The organism is Streptomyces sp. N50, assembly GCF_033335955.1.
GTDB lineage: Bacteria > Actinomycetota > Actinomycetes > Streptomycetales > Streptomycetaceae > Streptomyces.
Genome location: NZ_CP137549.1, coordinates 6,138,235 through 6,154,088, shown reverse-complemented (window position 1 = coordinate 6,154,088; position 15,854 = coordinate 6,138,235). Strand labels below are relative to the sequence as shown.

At 71.1% G+C, this 15,854-nt stretch carries 12 protein-coding genes; 2 read left to right on the top strand and 10 right to left on the bottom strand.

The window, feature by feature from the left end:
* Positions 1-4: 4 nt before the first annotated feature.
* Positions 5-1,549 (top strand): alpha/beta hydrolase, encoded by a 1,545-nt coding sequence (locus R2B38_RS27860; RefSeq protein WP_318018701.1) that lies wholly within the window; start codon positions 5-7, stop codon positions 1,547-1,549.
* A 138-nt stretch (positions 1,550-1,687) separates the two neighbouring features.
* The gene (locus tag R2B38_RS27855) at positions 1,688-3,244 is read left to right on the top strand and encodes an alpha/beta hydrolase (protein WP_318018700.1); all 1,557 of its coding nucleotides are present in this window, start codon (positions 1,688-1,690) and stop codon (positions 3,242-3,244) included.
* A 98-nt stretch (positions 3,245-3,342) separates the two neighbouring features.
* Here R2B38_RS27855 and moeZ read toward each other — a convergent pair whose 3' ends face one another.
* From moeZ to R2B38_RS27805, 10 genes are all read right to left on the bottom strand, one after another.
* Positions 3,343-4,521, bottom strand: coding sequence for an adenylyltransferase/sulfurtransferase MoeZ (moeZ, locus tag R2B38_RS27850; protein WP_033282022.1), 1,179 nt, complete (start codon positions 4,519-4,521; stop codon positions 3,343-3,345).
* A 63-nt stretch (positions 4,522-4,584) separates the two neighbouring features.
* Positions 4,585-5,334: a spherulation-specific family 4 protein gene (locus R2B38_RS27845; RefSeq protein ID WP_318018699.1), complete on the bottom strand. Its 750-nt coding sequence runs from the start codon at positions 5,332-5,334 to the stop codon at positions 4,585-4,587.
* Positions 5,322-6,281: an NAD-dependent epimerase/dehydratase family protein gene (locus tag R2B38_RS27840; RefSeq protein WP_033282020.1), complete on the bottom strand. Its 960-nt coding sequence runs from the start codon at positions 6,279-6,281 to the stop codon at positions 5,322-5,324. The genes R2B38_RS27845 and R2B38_RS27840 overlap by 13 nt, the downstream gene beginning before the upstream one ends.
* A 143-nt stretch (positions 6,282-6,424) precedes the next feature.
* Entirely contained in the window at positions 6,425-7,924 is a 1,500-nt protein-coding gene (locus R2B38_RS27835; protein WP_318018698.1) for a hypothetical protein, read from the bottom strand.
* Between the two features lie 49 nt (positions 7,925-7,973).
* Entirely contained in the window at positions 7,974-9,707 is a 1,734-nt protein-coding gene (locus R2B38_RS27830; RefSeq protein WP_318018697.1) for a DUF3492 domain-containing protein, read from the bottom strand.
* Positions 9,708-10,010: 303 nt separating this feature from the next.
* Positions 10,011-11,642, bottom strand: coding sequence for an ABC transporter ATP-binding protein (locus tag R2B38_RS27825; RefSeq protein WP_318018696.1), 1,632 nt, complete (start codon positions 11,640-11,642; stop codon positions 10,011-10,013).
* A complete protein-coding gene (locus R2B38_RS27820) occupies positions 11,639-12,637 on the bottom strand; it encodes an ABC transporter permease (protein WP_033282015.1) in 999 nt (332 codons plus the stop codon). Before R2B38_RS27820 ends, R2B38_RS27825 begins: the two co-directional genes overlap by 4 nt.
* Entirely contained in the window at positions 12,634-13,770 is a 1,137-nt protein-coding gene (locus R2B38_RS27815) for an ABC transporter permease (RefSeq protein WP_318018695.1), read from the bottom strand. Before R2B38_RS27815 ends, R2B38_RS27820 begins: the two co-directional genes overlap by 4 nt.
* Before the next feature lie 4 nt (positions 13,771-13,774).
* Positions 13,775-15,493 carry an ABC transporter substrate-binding protein gene (locus tag R2B38_RS27810; protein ID WP_318018694.1) on the bottom strand — a complete coding sequence of 573 codons (1,719 nt, stop codon included), beginning with the start codon at positions 15,491-15,493 and terminating at the stop codon, positions 13,775-13,777.
* Between the two features lie 207 nt (positions 15,494-15,700).
* Positions 15,701-15,793, bottom strand: a complete 93-nt coding sequence (locus R2B38_RS27805) for an Ms4533A family Cys-rich leader peptide (protein ID WP_317773309.1) — start codon at positions 15,791-15,793, stop codon at positions 15,701-15,703.
* Between the last annotated feature and the right edge of the window lie 61 nt (positions 15,794-15,854).

Genomic DNA, 15,854 nt, shown 5'->3' with positions numbered 1-15,854 from the left:
GACCATGCCGAACCCTTCCCGGCTGCGTGCCGCTGCCCTGACCGCCACCGTCGTCCTGCTGTCCGCCACGCTGGCGGCCTGCGGCGGCGACTCCAAGGACGAGGATCCGACGGCCCAGAAGCTGAGCTGGAAGGACTGTCCGGCCCCGTCCGAGGCGGAGGGCGGCGGCGCCGCGCCGTCGCCGCTGCCGAACGGCACCAAGTGGCAGTGCGCCACCATGAAGGCGCCGCTCGACTGGAGCAAGCCCAAGGGCGACACGATCGGACTCGCCCTGGTGCGGGCGAAGGCCAGCGGCGACAAGAGCAAGCGGATCGGATCGCTCGTCTTCAACTTCGGCGGCCCCGGCGGATCGGGCGTCACCACGCTGCCCGCGTTCGGCGAGGACTACGCGACCCTGCGCACCCGCTACGACCTGGTGAGCTTCGACCCGCGCGGAGTGGGCCGCAGCGCCGGCGTCGAGTGCGAGAGCGACTCCCAGCTCGACCAGTACTTCCAGCAGGACGCCACCCCGGACACCGCGGCCGAGCGCACCAAGCTCCTGGCCAACACCAAGCAGTTCAACGCGGCCTGCGAGAAGCACTCCAAGAAGATGCTCCCCCAGGTGCGCACCACCGACGCGGCCCGCGACATGGACCTGATGCGCCAGGTCCTCGGCGACGACAAGCTGCACTACTTCGGCATCTCCTACGGCACCGAACTCGGCGGCGTCTACGCCCACTTGTTCCCCAAGCACGTGGGGCGTGCCGTCTTCGACGCGGTCGTCGACCCCACCCAGAACTCCGAACAGGGCTCCCTGGGACAGGCCAAGGGCTTCCAGCTCGCGCTCGACAACTTCGCCGACGACTGCACGTCGAAGACCACGGACTGCCCGGTCGGCGACACCGCGCAGGACGTCAAGGACCGCATCGCCAAGCTGCTCAAGAGCCTCGACAGCAGGCCGATCCCCGGGATCTTCCCGCGCCAGCTGACGCAGACCGCCGCCACGAACGGCATCGCGCAGGCGCTGTACTCGAAGGACTTCTGGGAGTACCTCACCGAGGGGCTCGAACAGGCCTACAGCGGTGACGGCAAGGTCCTCATGGCGTTGTCCGACTCGATGAACGGGCGCAGCGAGAACGGCGAGTACAGCAACATCACCGCGGCGAACATCGCCATCAACTGCGCCGACGACAAGCCGAGATACACCGCCGCCGACGTGGAGCGGAAGCTGCCCGAGTTCCGGGCCGCCTCTCCCCTCTTCGGCGACTTCCTCGCCTGGGGCATGGTCAGCTGCACCGACTGGGCCGTGCCGGGCGCGGCCGACCATCCCGATGTGAGCGCGGCCGGTTCGGCGCCGATCCTCGTCGTGGGCAACACCGGTGACCCGGCCACGCCGTACGAGGGCGCTCGGAAGATGGTGGACGCGCTGGGCAAGGGCGTCGCGGTCGAGCTGACGTACAAGGGCCAGGGGCACGGTGCGTACGACAGCAAGAACAAGTGCGTGCAGAGCGCGGTGAACGGCTATCTGCTGAACGGGAAAGTCCCGGCGGCCGGCACCGTCTGCTCCTGAACCCACCTCCCGAAATCCGGGCAAAATCGCAGGTCAAACGGTTATCCACAGGCTGTCACGGGCTTGGCTCGGTCCGCCTACTATGGCCTGACCGCCATCCGCTGCGTGACGCGGACGGCCTGCGAGGGGGGAATGCACATGGCGCGATTCGTACGGTGGACGGCCCTGATGGCCGCCGCCGCACTGCTGACGGCCGGCTGTAGCGGCGGCTCGTCCGACGACGGCAAGGACGGCGCGGGCGCGGGGGACGCCAAGCCGTCCGCAGCCGGCTCGTCCTCTTCCACGACGGCCGCGCTGCCCACGTCGCTGACCGGGCAGAAGCTGGACTGGGGGCGCTGCAAGGCCACCGCCGACTCGGCCGCGCCGAGCAGTGACTGGCAGTGCGCGACGCTCAAGGTGCCGCTGGACTGGGCGAAGCCGGGCGGCACCACGATCGGGCTCGCGCTGATCCGCTCCAAGTCGACCGGCGGCGACCGCATCGGCTCACTGCTGTTCAACTTCGGCGGCCCCGGCGGCTCGGGCGTGGACTACATGCCGGCCTACGCCACCACGGTGTCCACGCTGCACGAGCGCTACGACCTGGTGAGTTGGGACCCGCGCGGGGTCGGCGCCAGCGAGGGCGTCCGCTGCCGCAGCGACAAGGCGATCCAGGCCACCGAGGACATCGACGCCACGCCTGACACACCGGCCGAGGAGAAGGCGTACTTCCAGGACGCCACCGACTTCGGCAAGGGCTGCGAGAAGGCCGCCGGGAGGCTGATGGCGCATGTGTCGACGACCGACACGGCCCGCGACATGGACCTGATGCGCCAGGTGCTGGGTGACACGAAGATGCACTACTTCGGCATCTCGTACGGCACCGAACTCGGCGGCGTCTACGCCCACTTGTTCCCGAAGAACGTGGGACGGCTGATCCTGGACGCGGTCGTCGACCCGAGCGCCGACTCGGTGGGCCACGCGCTGAACCAGACCAGGGGCTTCCAGCGAGCGCTGGACGACTACCTCAAGTCGACGGACCAGGACCCGGCTCAGGGCTCCAAGAAGATCGCGGCCCTGCTCAAGCAGATGGATGCCAAGCCGCTGGCGACCTCGACCGGGCGGAAGCTGACCGAGACGCTCGCGCTGACCGGCATCGTCCTGCCCCTGTACAGCAAGGAGAGCTGGCCCACGCTGACCAGCGCCCTGAACTCCGCGGAGGAGGGCGACGGTTCGGAGCTGCTGGCGCTGGCCGACGGCTACAACGACCGTGACAGCGCGGGGCACTACGGCACGACGACCCACTCCCAACGGGTCATATCGTGCTTGGACGACAAGCAGCGGCCGACGCCCGCGCAGACGGAGAAGCTGCTGCCCGAGTTCGAGAAGATCTCCCCCGTGTTCGGCGACTTCCTGGGCTGGGACACGGCCGGGTGGTGTCACGACTGGCCGGTGGCCGGGCAGTACGACACCCCGGAGGTGAGCGCACCGGGTGCGGCGCCGATCCTGGTGGTCGGCAACACCGGGGACCCGGCGACGCCGTACGAGGGCGCCCGCAAGATGGTCGACGAGCTGGGCAAGGGCGTCGGTGTGGAGCTCACCTGGAAGGGCGAGGGACACGGGGCGTACGGGAGCGGGAGCGACTGCGTCGACTCGACGGTGGACGCGTATCTGCTGAAGGGGACGGTGCCCAAGGACGGGAAGGTCTGCGCCTCGTAGCGCGCACGCCCGCCCGGACCGCTGTCCGGACTTCCGCCCGGGCAGCGGAAAGGGGCCCGGCACCTGTGGTGCCGAGCCCCTCCCGGGAAAGCGTGGGTCTAGTAGACGGGCTTGTCGGGCTCGATCTGGTTGACCCAGCCGATCACGCCGCCGCCGACGTGGACCGCGTCCGCGAAGCCGGCCGACTTCAGGACGGCGAGGACCTCCGCACTGCGGACACCCGTCTTGCAGTGCAGGACGATCTTCTTGTCCTGCGGGAGCGTCTCCAGGGCGGTGCCCATGAGGAACTCGTTCTTGGGGATCAGCTTGGCGCCGGGGATCGAGACGATCTCGTACTCGTTGACCTCGCGGACATCGATGATCTCGATGTTCTCGCCGTCGTCGATCCACTCCTTGAGCTGCTTGGGAGTGATCGTCGAGCCGGCGGCCGCCTGCTGGGCCTCCTCGGAGACGACGCCGCAGAAGGCCTCGTAGTCGATGAGTTCGGTGACGGTCGCGTTCGGACCGCAGACCGCGCAGTTGGGGTCCTTGCGGACCTTGACCTGGCGGTACTGCATCTCCAGGGCGTCGTAGATCATCAGGCGGCCGACGAGCGGGTCGCCGATGCCGGTGAGGACCTTGATCGCCTCGGTGACCTGGATGGAGCCGATGGACGCGCACAGCACGCCCAGGACGCCGCCCTCGGCGCAGGAGGGGACCATGCCGGGGGGCGGGGGCTCCGGGTAGAGGCAGCGGTAGCAGGGGCCGTGCTCGGACCAGAAGACCGAGGCCTGGCCGTCGAAGCGGTAGATCGAACCCCACACGTACGGCTTGTTCAGCAGTACGGCGGCGTCGTTGACCAGGTAGCGGGTCGCGAAGTTGTCCGTGCCGTCGACGATCAGGTCGTACTGGCTGAAGATGTCCATCACGTTCTCGGCCTCGAGCCGCTCTTCGTGGAGGATCACGTTCACGTACGGGTTGATGCCCAGCACGGAGTCGCGCGCCGACTCGGCCTTGGAGCGGCCGATGTCGGCCTGGCTGTGGATGATCTGGCGCTGCAGGTTCGACTCGTCGACCTCGTCGAACTCCACGATGCCGAGCGTGCCCACGCCCGCCGCGGCCAGGTACATCAGCGCCGGCGAACCCAGACCGCCGGCGCCCACACAGAGCACCTTGGCGTTCTTCAGCCGCTTCTGCCCGTCCATGCCCACGTCGGGGATGATCAGGTGGCGGGAGTACCTGCGGACCTCGTCTACGGTGAGCTCGGCAGCCGGCTCGACCAGGGGTGGCAGCGACACGGGGACTCCGTTGGTCGGTCAATCACTACAGTTGTTCTCCCCGTAACACTGCCATGCCCTTCTTCATTCCGAGACACCCGTTCCGATCCGCGAGACGATCTCGTCCCAGTAGCCGGGCATGGTCTCCCAGGGGTCGGTGCGGCCGCCGTGATCGGTGCGGTCGGTGAAGTAGATGGTCGAGGCGCCCTGCCAGCGGGCGATGCGCAGCGCCTCGTCGAGATGGCCGCGCGGGACGCCGTGCACGAAGTGGCAGAAGCGCTCGGGCGGATAGTCCGCGGTCCACTCGGCGACCTGGGACCAGCGGTAGTCGCTCCAGGGGCCGGAGAAGGTCACCAGCTGGTCGGCGCACTCGGCGTATCCGGGGTACGGGTGGGTGCCGTGCCCCAGGACGATGTGGGCGCCGTCACGGATCTCGCGGAGCGCGCCGACCGTGCGGCGGGCCTCGGGGAGCGCGGCCCGCTCGGGGGGACAGCGGTCCAGGAGGAAGCCGTCGACCTGGTACCAGTCGCGGTAGCGGTGCGCCTCGGAGACCAGGTCGCCGAAGGTGCGCGCGCCATGAGCGGCGTCCAGGTGGCCGAGGACGCGGACGCCGGTGTTGCGGAGCCGCCCGGCCGCCTCCAGGCAGTGCGGGTCGGGGCGGGCCCCCGGTCCGGAGGAGACGTTGAGGACGACCCAGTCCAAGGGGGTGCCAGGTCGGGTGAGTTCGCCCCATTCGGTCGGCGCGACCAAGGGGTGCGCGTAGCCGGGGACGCCGAAGCCGGTGCGGACGCCGGTGTTCGCGGTGCCCGGGGTCGCGCTGGTCAGATGCGGCATGCCGCCTCCATCCAGATGTCGGCGAGGGACTCCTCCAGGTTGATCCGGGGCCGCCAGCCGAGCCGGTCGCGCGCGGTGCGGACATCGGCCTGCTGCCAGCTCCCGCAGCCGTCCGGGTACGGGTACGCGACCGGGGCCGCGTGGTCCGGGTCGGTGCGGGGATGGCCGATGGCGGCGCGCAACGGGCCGGGCGGGCCATCAAGTTCATGCAGCGCACCGCCATATCCGGCGACGCGGGCGAGGACGGCGGCGGCGTCGCGCAGCCGGACCGCGCGGCCCGAGCCGATGTTGATGACGCCCTGCGCGGCGGAGAGCGAGGCCGCGTGGACGGCGCGGGCCACGTCCCGTACGTCGACGAAGTCGCGCTGTGCGCCCAGGCCACCGAGTTTGAGTTCGCCGTCGCCGGACTGCATGGCCCGGCGCATGGCCTCGGCGAGCCGGCCGAGCGGGGAGCCGGCGGGGGTGCCGGGTCCGGCGGGCGAGAAGACGCGCAGCACGACGGCGTCCAGGCCGGAGCCCAGGACCAGTTCGGTGGCGGCGAGTTTGCTGACGCCGTACGGGCCGCCGGGGCGGGGTACGGCGTCCTCGGCCGTGGAGGAACCGGGCTGGCTGGGGCCGTACTCCGCGCCGCACCCGATCTGCACCAGCCGCGCCCCGCAGCCGCTGCGGCGCAGGGCCTCGCAGACGGTGGCGACGGCGACGGTGTTGTGCCGGGTGAGTTCGCGGGCGCCGCCTCTGGTGGCACCGGCGCAGTTGATGACGACTCCGGGGTGGACGGCGTCCAGGAACCGGGTGAGCGCTCCGGGGCTGCCGGTCGCGAGGTCGAAGCGGACGTCGGCGTCGTCGCCGCGGCCGAGCGCGGTGAGCTGGACGGCCGGGTCGGCGAGCAGGCGGTCGGCGACGAAGCGGCCGAGGTAGCCGTTGGCTCCGATCAGCAGGACCCTCATCGGACGGCTCCCGGGGCCGACTCTCCGGATCGGGAGGTGATCATCTGGTGTTCTCCTTCACAGGGTGATGCGGTTGCCTCCGGCGGTGGGGCCGGGCGCCTGCGGCCGGGTGACAGCTCTGGCCGGTGCGGGTCATGGCGGTGTCACCTCGGCTCGTTCGCCGGCGCGTGCGCGGAGGCTCTGGTCAGCGTGCGGGTGGTGTGGAACAGGAGGGCCAGGGCGGTTGCTCCGCAGGCCAGGGCGGGGATGCCGCCCGGGCCCCAGGAGCCCAGGACGGCTTCGACGGGGGTGGCCAGGAAGCCGCAGCCGGGGAGTCGGCCGATGAGGTCCGTGGCCAGGGCCATCCCCTCCGTCGCGGCCGCCGCGCCGAGCGCGAGGGCCGGGGCGCGGGTGAAGCCGTGGACGGTGAGGAGGCGGGCGAGCAGCAACAGGGCGCCCAGGGTGAGGGCTTGGCCGTACGCGGCGGGCTCGCCCAGGGCCGCGCCACAGAGGGCGAGGAGGGCGGTCAGGGCGCACAGGAACAGGGCGAACGTCCCGAGCAGCAGCGGTCGTACGGAGTCGGCGAAGTCCTCGAGTCCACGGCTGGTCGCGAGCTTGCGCCGGGCGCGTACGGCGAAGCGGTGGGCGCACCAGGCGGCGGGGGCGCAGGCCAGGGTGAGGGCCAGGACCGGTGCGGTGGCCGTGGACCAGGCTCCGCCCGCGACGCCGGTCGGCAGGCCGTCAGGCCCGCCGTCGTCTGCGGCGCGCAGCAGACCGTCGCCGAGGAGGGCGTAGGCCAGCAGCCAGTACGTCCACAGGCGGGTGCCGAGGGGCGTGCGCCACGCGTGCGTGCCCGGCGGGTTGCTCAGCGGGCCGCGGCCGAGGGCCATGCGCACGCCCAGCGCCACGGCGAGGACACCGCCGACGGCTATCGCCAGCCGCAGCCGACCGTCCGTGAGCCGCACACCGGTCACGGCCGCGGCGCAGAGGACTCCGGGCAGGAGGGCGAGTACGGCCCAACCGGCGCGGGGTGGTTGCGCGGCCACGGCGTCGCGAGGCGGGGCCCCCGCGTCGTCGCGGGACACGCGTGCGTACATCTCCTCGGCGAGCGAGAACACGTCCCGGTGCCGGAAGCGGGCGGCGGTCCGATCGGTGACGCCGTGCGCCTCCAGCCCCGCGGCGATCTCCAGCGGGTCGACGGCCCGTTCGCACAACTCGCGGTGACGGTGCATCAGCGCCTTCACGGGGTCGGCGGCACCGCGGCGGGTGGGGGCGGGCTTCCGGTCGGTCGCGCGCGAGGTCGATTCGGGCGCGGTACGGGGGTGTGACTGCTGCGCGTCAACTCCGGGGCGGGCGGCGGTGATCAGGGCCGTGTCGTAGAGGTCAGGGCCGACGGCCGGTGGCGCTTCGGCACGGTCTACGGCGACAGGGACGTCACCGGTGTCCTGCCCGGCAACCGGCGCGGCTTCATCGCGGTCGACGGCGACTCGGACATGACCGTTGCCCCGGGCGGGAACCGGTGACGGGGCTTCGTCGACGGCGACAGCACCACACACGTCACCGGCGTCCCGCCCGATAACCGACGGCTCGCCCGGCGACACTCCCTCCGTCGCCGCCTCCAACTCCCCACTCCCCCGAGCCACTCCTCCGACCGCGCGTCCCACGCCTCCGCGCTGCCGGGTGTCCCGGGGCGGTCGAGTTTGCCGAGGCCGCTCATCGGGCTGCCTCCGTGGCGGGCAAGGGAGGTGTGGCGCGTACCGGCGTTCCGGTCGCCCACGTGGGGCCGCCGCGGGCCACGACGCGGGCCATCGGGCCGGTCCAGCGGCCGGGGACGTGGGACTCGGCCGGGGCCGCGAAGGGGAGGGGTTCGCCTGACTCGTTGAGGACGACCCGGCGGACCGGGGAGTGCGAGACGATCTCCAGGTAAATGCCGTGAAATGCCGTGATGTTCTGCTCGACGGTGAACAGTTCGAGCGCTCGGGCGCGCGCGGCGGCGCCCAGGCGCTCCCTGCGCTCGGGGTCGCGCAACAGGCTCACGCACGCCTCCGCGAGCGCCCGCGGATTGCGCGGGGGCACGACGAGCCCCGTACCGCCGATGACCTCGACCACCGCGCCGACGTCCGTGGACACGGTCGCCCGGCCGCAGAACATGGCCTCGACGAGACTCAGGGGGAAGCCCTCGACGACACTCGAAAGGACGATCACCGTGCCGGCCGCGTACGCCTCGGCGAGCGTGGGCGCGTCCGGGCCGCCGATCTCCTCGAAGGACACCGGGTTGTCGCCGACCGCGTGCACGCCCTCGGCCTCGTCGGGGAAGAGCTGTGCGGCCAGCGCCCGGCAGTGGCCGAGGTAGGCCTCGCCCTCGGCGCCGGCGGGCGCGCCGACGATCCGCAGGCGCGCCTTGGGCTCGTCCTTGCGGATCTCCGCGAAGGCGTGGAGGAGGGAGATCAGGTCCTTCGCGGGTTCGACACGGCCGACCCATACGAGCGTGTCAGGGTCCGCGCCCTCGGGCGCCTCGCCGACCTCAGCGAAGCGGGTCGCCTCCATGCCGGGGTGGACCGTGCGGAGCTTCGCGCGGTCGGCGCCGCAGCGTTCCTGCCAGCGGCGGGTGTGGCTGTTGCCCGGGGTGATCAGCGTGGCCCGCCGGTAGGTCTCGGCGGCCAGCCTGCCGTGGAAGGCGGCGAGCAGGGCCCGTACGGCGGGCGGCGCGTCGGCGGAGGCCAGGTAGTGCGTGCGCAGCTGCACGCCGTACTCGGTCACCAGCAGCGGTACGCCGGCGAAGTGGTGGGCGAGCAGTCCGGGCAGGGCCGCGGTGCCGCCGGCCGTCGCGTGGCAGAGGTCCACGGAGCCGAGGGCGTCGTCCTCGTACCAGTCGAGCGAGAGGGGGCGCAGGGCGCGTTCCAACTGCGCGGCGACGGTGAGGAGTTCGGGCACGCGCGCCTCGCGTGCCGTGCGGAGTGCGCCGGGCGCACGACAGGCGCGTTCCAGCGCGCGTACGGCGCTCTCGGAGCGCAGCGCGCCTACGAGTCCGCCCTCGTCGCGGGCGAGTTCCGCGAGCCCGTACAACGCGTTGGCGAAACGGTCCGCCACATCGGCGGAGGGCGCCTCCTGCTCGCCCGGCACCCCTTCCGCCACCTCCGGGGAGGCCTGGCCGCCGCCCTCGCACAGCACGGCCGCCAACTCCTGGTAGCACTCGGCGAACCGCCGGCGCGCGCGGCGCCCGAGGGTCACCCCGTCGTCCTCGGCGGTCCACAGCGGCGCGGTGCGCACCCGGGCGACCTGGGGCGGCAGTTCGAGCCAGCCCTCGTCCTCCTGGCGCTCGCTGCGGCTGAGCGCGTAGATGTCGAACTCGTGCTGCCCGAGCCCGCGTACGAGCCGGTCGCACCAGAGTCTGGCGTCACCGCTCACATACGGATAGCCACCCTCCGTAAGCAGTCCTATGCGCACGGGCACACCCCCGATCTCCCATATGGGGAGCCGCCGTTGACCCGGCGGCTCGCAGCGGGACGAACGTATGCGGACAAGGCGGTGGCGCGACGGACGGTTGTCCATCGCGCCACCAAAAGGGGTGAACGGGCGTAACTTTCCTGTGCGGTTCGCGTTCGGTCGCGCTAAGAGATCAATCGCGCACGGAACGTCAGACCGCTGTCGGGCCGTCGCTACGGTGCCGTAGCGACGAGCCCGTCACGTCTCGGGGACGGCACAGTCCCGTCGTCGGGACGGCACCGCCTCGTCGTCGCGACGGCACCGTCACGTCGTCGCCAACTCCCGTCTGGCCGCCCTGCGTCGGGCCGCGACCTGGGGATCCAGTGCCGGTACGGCGGCAAGGAGCTGCCTCGTGTACGGGTCCTGGGGGGCGTCGTAGACCTCGTCGGCGGGGCCTTGTTCAACGATCCTCCCGCGTCGCATCACCGCGACCCGGTCGCTGACCTGGCGCACGACGGCGAGGTCGTGGGCGACGAACACGAGCGCGAGGCCGAGTTCGCGCTGGAGTTCGCCGAGCAGGGCGACGACCTGGGCCTGTGTGGTGACGTCGAGCGCGGAGACCGGCTCGTCGCACACGATCACGCGCGGGTCGGCCGCGAGCGCCCGGGCGATGCCCACGCGCTGACGCTGACCGCCACTGAACTCGTGCGGGTAGCGGTCGTAGTGCGCCCCTTCGAGCCCCACGCGCTCCAGGAGTTCGCGTACGCGCCCCCGGATGCTCTCCTCGTCGCGTTCGCCACGCGCGCGGAGCGGGTCGGCGATCGACTCGCCCACGCTGCGCCGGGGGTTGAGGGAGGAGACGGGGTCCTGGAACACCATCTGGACGTCGGGGCGTACCCCGCCGCCGGGCTTGATCTCGCCGGCCGTCGGCTCCAGGAGCCCGACCAGCATCCGGCCCAGCGTCGTCTTGCCGCTGCCGCTCTCGCCCACGATGCCGAGGGTCTCGCCCCGGTGGATCGTCAGCGACACGTCGTCCACGGCCGCGAACGCCCGCTTCCCGCGCCCGAATTCACGCCGCAGGCCCGTCGCCTCCAGGACGACCTCCGCGGGCGCCGAGGACGCCGCTGAGCGGGCGCGCGGGGCGTCCACGCGCGGGACCGCGCCGAGCAGGTCGCGGGTGTACGTCTCGGTCGGCGCCCCGAGCACGGCGTCGACCGGCCCGTGTTCGACGGCCCGCCCGTGCCGCATGACCAGGATCTCGTCGACGCTCTCGGCGGCGACACCCACGTCGTGCGTGACGAGCAGCAGCCCCAGGCCGGTCTCCTCGCGCAGCGTGTGCAGCAGGTCGAGGATCTGGGCCTGGACGGTCACGTCGAGCGCGGTCGTGGGCTCGTCGGCGATCAGCAGATCCGGCTCGCACGCCAACGCCATGGCGATCAGGGCGCGTTGCCGCATGCCGCCGCTGAACTCGTGCGGGCGCGAACGGGACCGCCGTACCGCGTCCGGAATGCCGACCCGGTCCAGTACGTCGACGGCACGCGCGCGTGCGGCCCGACGGGACACGCGCGTGTGCACCCGGTACACCTCGGCTATCTGGTCGCCGATCGCGTAGTACGGGTCCAGGGACGACAGCGGGTCCTGGAAGACCATCGCGGCCTTGCCGCCGCGCAGCCGGCGCAGGTCCGCGTCGGACGCCTCCTGTACGTCGATGCCGGCCACCCGTACCGAGCCGCCGACGTCGGCCCCCGTGCCGCGGTGCAGCCCCAACAGGGCCGAGGCGACCGTGGACTTGCCCGAGCCCGACTCGCCGACCAGGCCGAGCGCGGCGCCCTTCTCCAGCCGGAAGGAGAGGCCGTCCACGGCCCGCAGGGACCCGAACCCGACCGTCAGGTCGGTCACTTCCACCAGGACGTCCGCCAAGGCGTCCACGGAACTCATGTCAGTACCCGAACTCATGCGAGCACCACCCGTCGGTCGGCCACCGCGTACAGCACGTCCGCGACGGCGTTGGCGATGACCACGAAGAAGCCGATGACCAGGACCATGCCGACGACCACCGGCAGGTCGACGACATTGACGGCGTGGACGAGTTCCTGTCCGATGCCGGGCAGCCCGAAGAGCGTCTCGGTGAGCACCGCGCCGCCGACCGCCGAGCCGACGTTGTTGGCGTTGAGCGCGATGATCGGCGCGAGTGCCCCGCGCAGCGCGTGCCGCCCGATGATCGACCGCTCGCCGACGCCGTACGCGCGGAAGGTCCGGATATGGTCCTCGGCGAGCGTCTCCAGCATCGACGCCCGGGTGAGCCGGGCGAACGTGGCGGCCTCGATGAGGGCCAGGGAGAGCCACGGCAACAGCAGGTTCCAGGCCCACTGTTCGGGGTCGTCGGTGAGACTCACGTACTGCGGGAAGGGCAGGAGCTGCAGCTGCCCGCAGACGACGATCATCAGCACCAGGCCGATCACGAACACCGGGGTGGCAACGCCCGCGAGGGTGATGCCGGTCAGCAGGCGCTCGGTGAACCGGCCGCGCCGCCACGCGGACAGGATGCCCGTGCCGACGCCGAGAATCAGCCACAGCACCATCGCGCCGAACACGAGCGACAGGCTGACCGGCAGCTTCGAGAGGATCAGCTGGGTGACCTGCTGGTCGCCCTGGTACGACTGCCCGAGGCAGGGCGCCGAGCAGTGCTCCACGGAGGTGCCCGTCGAGTAGTCCTGGCCGACGAGGATGCCCTGGAGGAAGTGCCAGTAGCGGAGGTACAGCGGGTCGTCGAGCCTCAACTGCTGGGAGACCTGGTGCACTTGCTCCGGGGAGCAGCGCGGACCGCAGGTGATCTGGGCGACGTTGCCAGGGGTGGCGTAGAAGACCACGTAGATGATCACCGAGATGGCGAGCAGGGTGATCACGGTGCCGATGGCCCGGCGCAGGACGAAGCCTCCGAAGCCGCTCATGCCGGGTCCTCCTTCTCGCCGTTCGCGCGGGTCTGCTTGATCACGTTGACGCCCGTGTCGGCCGACTTGATCGCGTTGACGCCCGGATCAACTGTTGACCGGCCGGAACCGGCGTCCACCGCGGGCTTCTTGCCGCTCGCGTCCGCCTTCGCCTCGCGCTTGCGTCCCGTGCCGACGCGCAGGCGGGAAGCCGCGCGGGGGTCGAGGGCCGTGCGGACGCCGTCGCCGAGGACGGTCAGGGAGAGCACGGTGACGAAGAGCGCGCCGGCGGGCAGCAGCAGGTACTGCGGGGCGGCCTGGTACCAGACGTCGGCGGCGGTGAGCATCTGCCCCCAGGAGGGCGTCGGCGGCTTCACGCCTACACCGAGGAAGGACAGCGCGGCCTCGGCGCTGATGTTCATCGGGAAGAGCAGCGCGGAGTACGTGATGACGGGCGCGGCCAGGCCGGGCAGCAGTTCGCGGCGGGCGATGCGCCAGGTGCCCCAGCCGCTGAGCCGGGCGGCGGAGACGTAGTCGAGTTCCTTCAGGGTGAGCGTCTGGGCGCGCACGATCTTCGCGACGTTGCCCCAGGCGATCAGGCCGATGACCAGGGCGACCAGCAGGGGGCGCGGAAAGCTGTCGGGGACGATCGCGAGCAGCGCCAACGACATGATCATCAAGGGCATCGCCACGATGATGTCGGTGACCCGGCTCAACACTTGATCAACCCATCGGTTCCCGAGCCCGGCGGCGACACCGATCACGACACCGACGAAGACCTGGACGACGGTCGCCCCCAGCGCGACCCCCAGGGAGACCCGGGCGCCGTAGACGAGACGGGCGAACAGGTCGCGCCCGGTCTGCGGTTCGACGCCGAGCCAGTGGCCGCCGGTGATGCCCCCGAAGGAGCCGGTCGGCACGCCTCCGCGCGCGGAGTCGATGAGCGAGGGGTGGTAGGTGAAGGGGTCCTGGCCCTCGATCGCGGTGAGCAGTGGCGCGGCGAGCGCGACCAGGACGAGCAGGGCGACGACGGCCGCCGCGACGAGGGCGGCGCGCTGCGCACGCAGCCGCCGCCAGAACTGACGGGCCCCCGAGACCGCCGGGACGGAGAGGTCCGTCCCGGCGGCCTGGGAGGCGACAAGTGCCTCGCTCATGGGGTTACTTGACCGCGACCTGGGAGATGTCCAGGACGCCGGTCCAGTCGCTGATGACGACGTTCCTGATGTCCTTGCCGACCAGCCGCTTGTAGACGGGGTGGAACAGCGGCACGGTCAGGGCCTGCTCGCCGATCTTCTTGTCCAGTGCACCCCACCGCTTGGCGGCCTCGTCAAGATTCGTCAACTTGTTGATCGAATCAATCTCAGCATTGACCGACTTGTCATTGAGCAGGCCGGTGTTGAAGTTCGCGCCGTCCTTGACGATCTGGCGGCCGTCGAAGATCGGGGCGAGGAAGGGACCGCCGGAGGGCCAGTCGGCACCCCAGTGGGCGAGGAAGAAGCCCGGCTCGGTCTTGACGCTGTGGATCTTGTCCTTGTAGTCGTTGATCTCCAGGCCCTGGAGCTTGACGGTGATGCCGGCCTTCTTGAGCGCGTCCTGGATCGCGGTCGCGATCTCGGGGCTGGTCTCGAAGTCCTTGTCGTTGGAGTGCGTCAGCGTGACGGTGATCCCCTTCGGGTAACCGGCCTCCTTCAGCAGCTCCTTGGCCTTCGCCGCGTTGCCGGACGCGCCCGCCGGGAAGAGGTCGTAGGGGTCGTACCCGAACGACTTCTGGTTCGGCAGGAAGGTGGTCGCGGCCTCGGCCAGCGACGAACCGCCCGCCGCGTTGACCACCGACGACCGGTCGATGGCGTACGAGATCGCCTGCCGCACCTTGACGTTGTTGAACGGCGCGACCTTGGGGTTGAACGCGATGTAGTTCGTGTAACCGAAGTGCCCGGTGCCGACGCGCGCCGCGAGCTCCTTGTCGCCGGTCACCTTGGCGAGCTCGGCAGGCCCGAGGTTGGTGTCCGTGGTGACGGCGGCGGCGTCCGTACCCTGAGACGCGGACAACCGCTGGTTGATCACGGACGAGTCGAGCCCCGACTTCACGTCGATCTTGTCCGGGTAGGCCTTGCGCTCGGCGTCCGTCGCGGTGGACCAGTACTTGTTGCGCTCCAGGACGATCGTCTCACCGTCGTTCTGGTTGCTGACGACCTTGTACGGCCCCGACGAGACCGGGTGCTCCTCGTACTTCGTCCCCGTGTCCTTGCCCTTCGGGACGGGCGTGAACTGCGTCTGCGTGGCGAGGTAGGGGAACTCGCCCTCGGGCTTGTTCAGGTGGAAGACGATGGTCCGACTGTCAGGAGTCTCAATGGCACTGAGCCCCTTCTTGTCCTTGTACGGCCCCTGGTAGTCGGCCGCGCCGACCAGCCAGTCCCGCAAGTAGGGCGCGCCGCCGGAGAGTTCGGGGGCGAAGGAGCGCTCGATGCCGTACTTGATGTCGGCCGAGGTGATCGCCGTACCGTCCTCGTACTTGAGGCCCTTCTTCAGGGTGTACGTCCACACGGTCGCGTCCTTGTTGGGGCGCCCGGTGTCGGTGGCGAGGTCCGGGACGACCTTGGCGCCGGCCGCGCCGTTCTCGCGGTTGCGGGTGGTGAGGGTGCGGAAGACGAGGGAGGGGACGTTGCCGCCGCCGGAGGTGTACAGGCGGGCGGGGTCGAAGTCCTCCTGGGGCTGCGCGTTCAGGACCGTGAGCGTGCCGCCCTTGTGGGGCGTGGAGTCACCGCCGGAGCCCTTGGCATCGTTGTCCTTCGGCCCGCAGGCGGCGGCGCCCGCCGCCACGGCCAGGCTGACGGATGCCACGGCCACGCGCCGGGCTATGACGGACGGTTGACGCATCGGAATGACGACCTCTCGAGGGGGGACCTTCGGGGATCTTTCGCGGATCTCGCGCAGATCTCTCGAATAGTGAGACGGATGGACGAGGAGCGAGACGGGAGTGAACAGCCGTCTGCCCCGGCGTCAGGTCGTCGAGAAAGCCCTGCCGAGGTCACACGGGCAAGGGCGCGGTGGTGCGGGTCGCGACACGAACGCCAGGGGCGGTGTTCAGCGACAGAGGATGTCGGCCACGCAGAGCGGGGTCACGCCGATGAGCGCCAGCTCGATGGCGGCGCGGTTCGGGACATGACTAGACCACATGCGCAAAAATATGATGGAAGTTGCGGCTCGTGTCAATGTGACATAAGCGTCGCCCGTCACC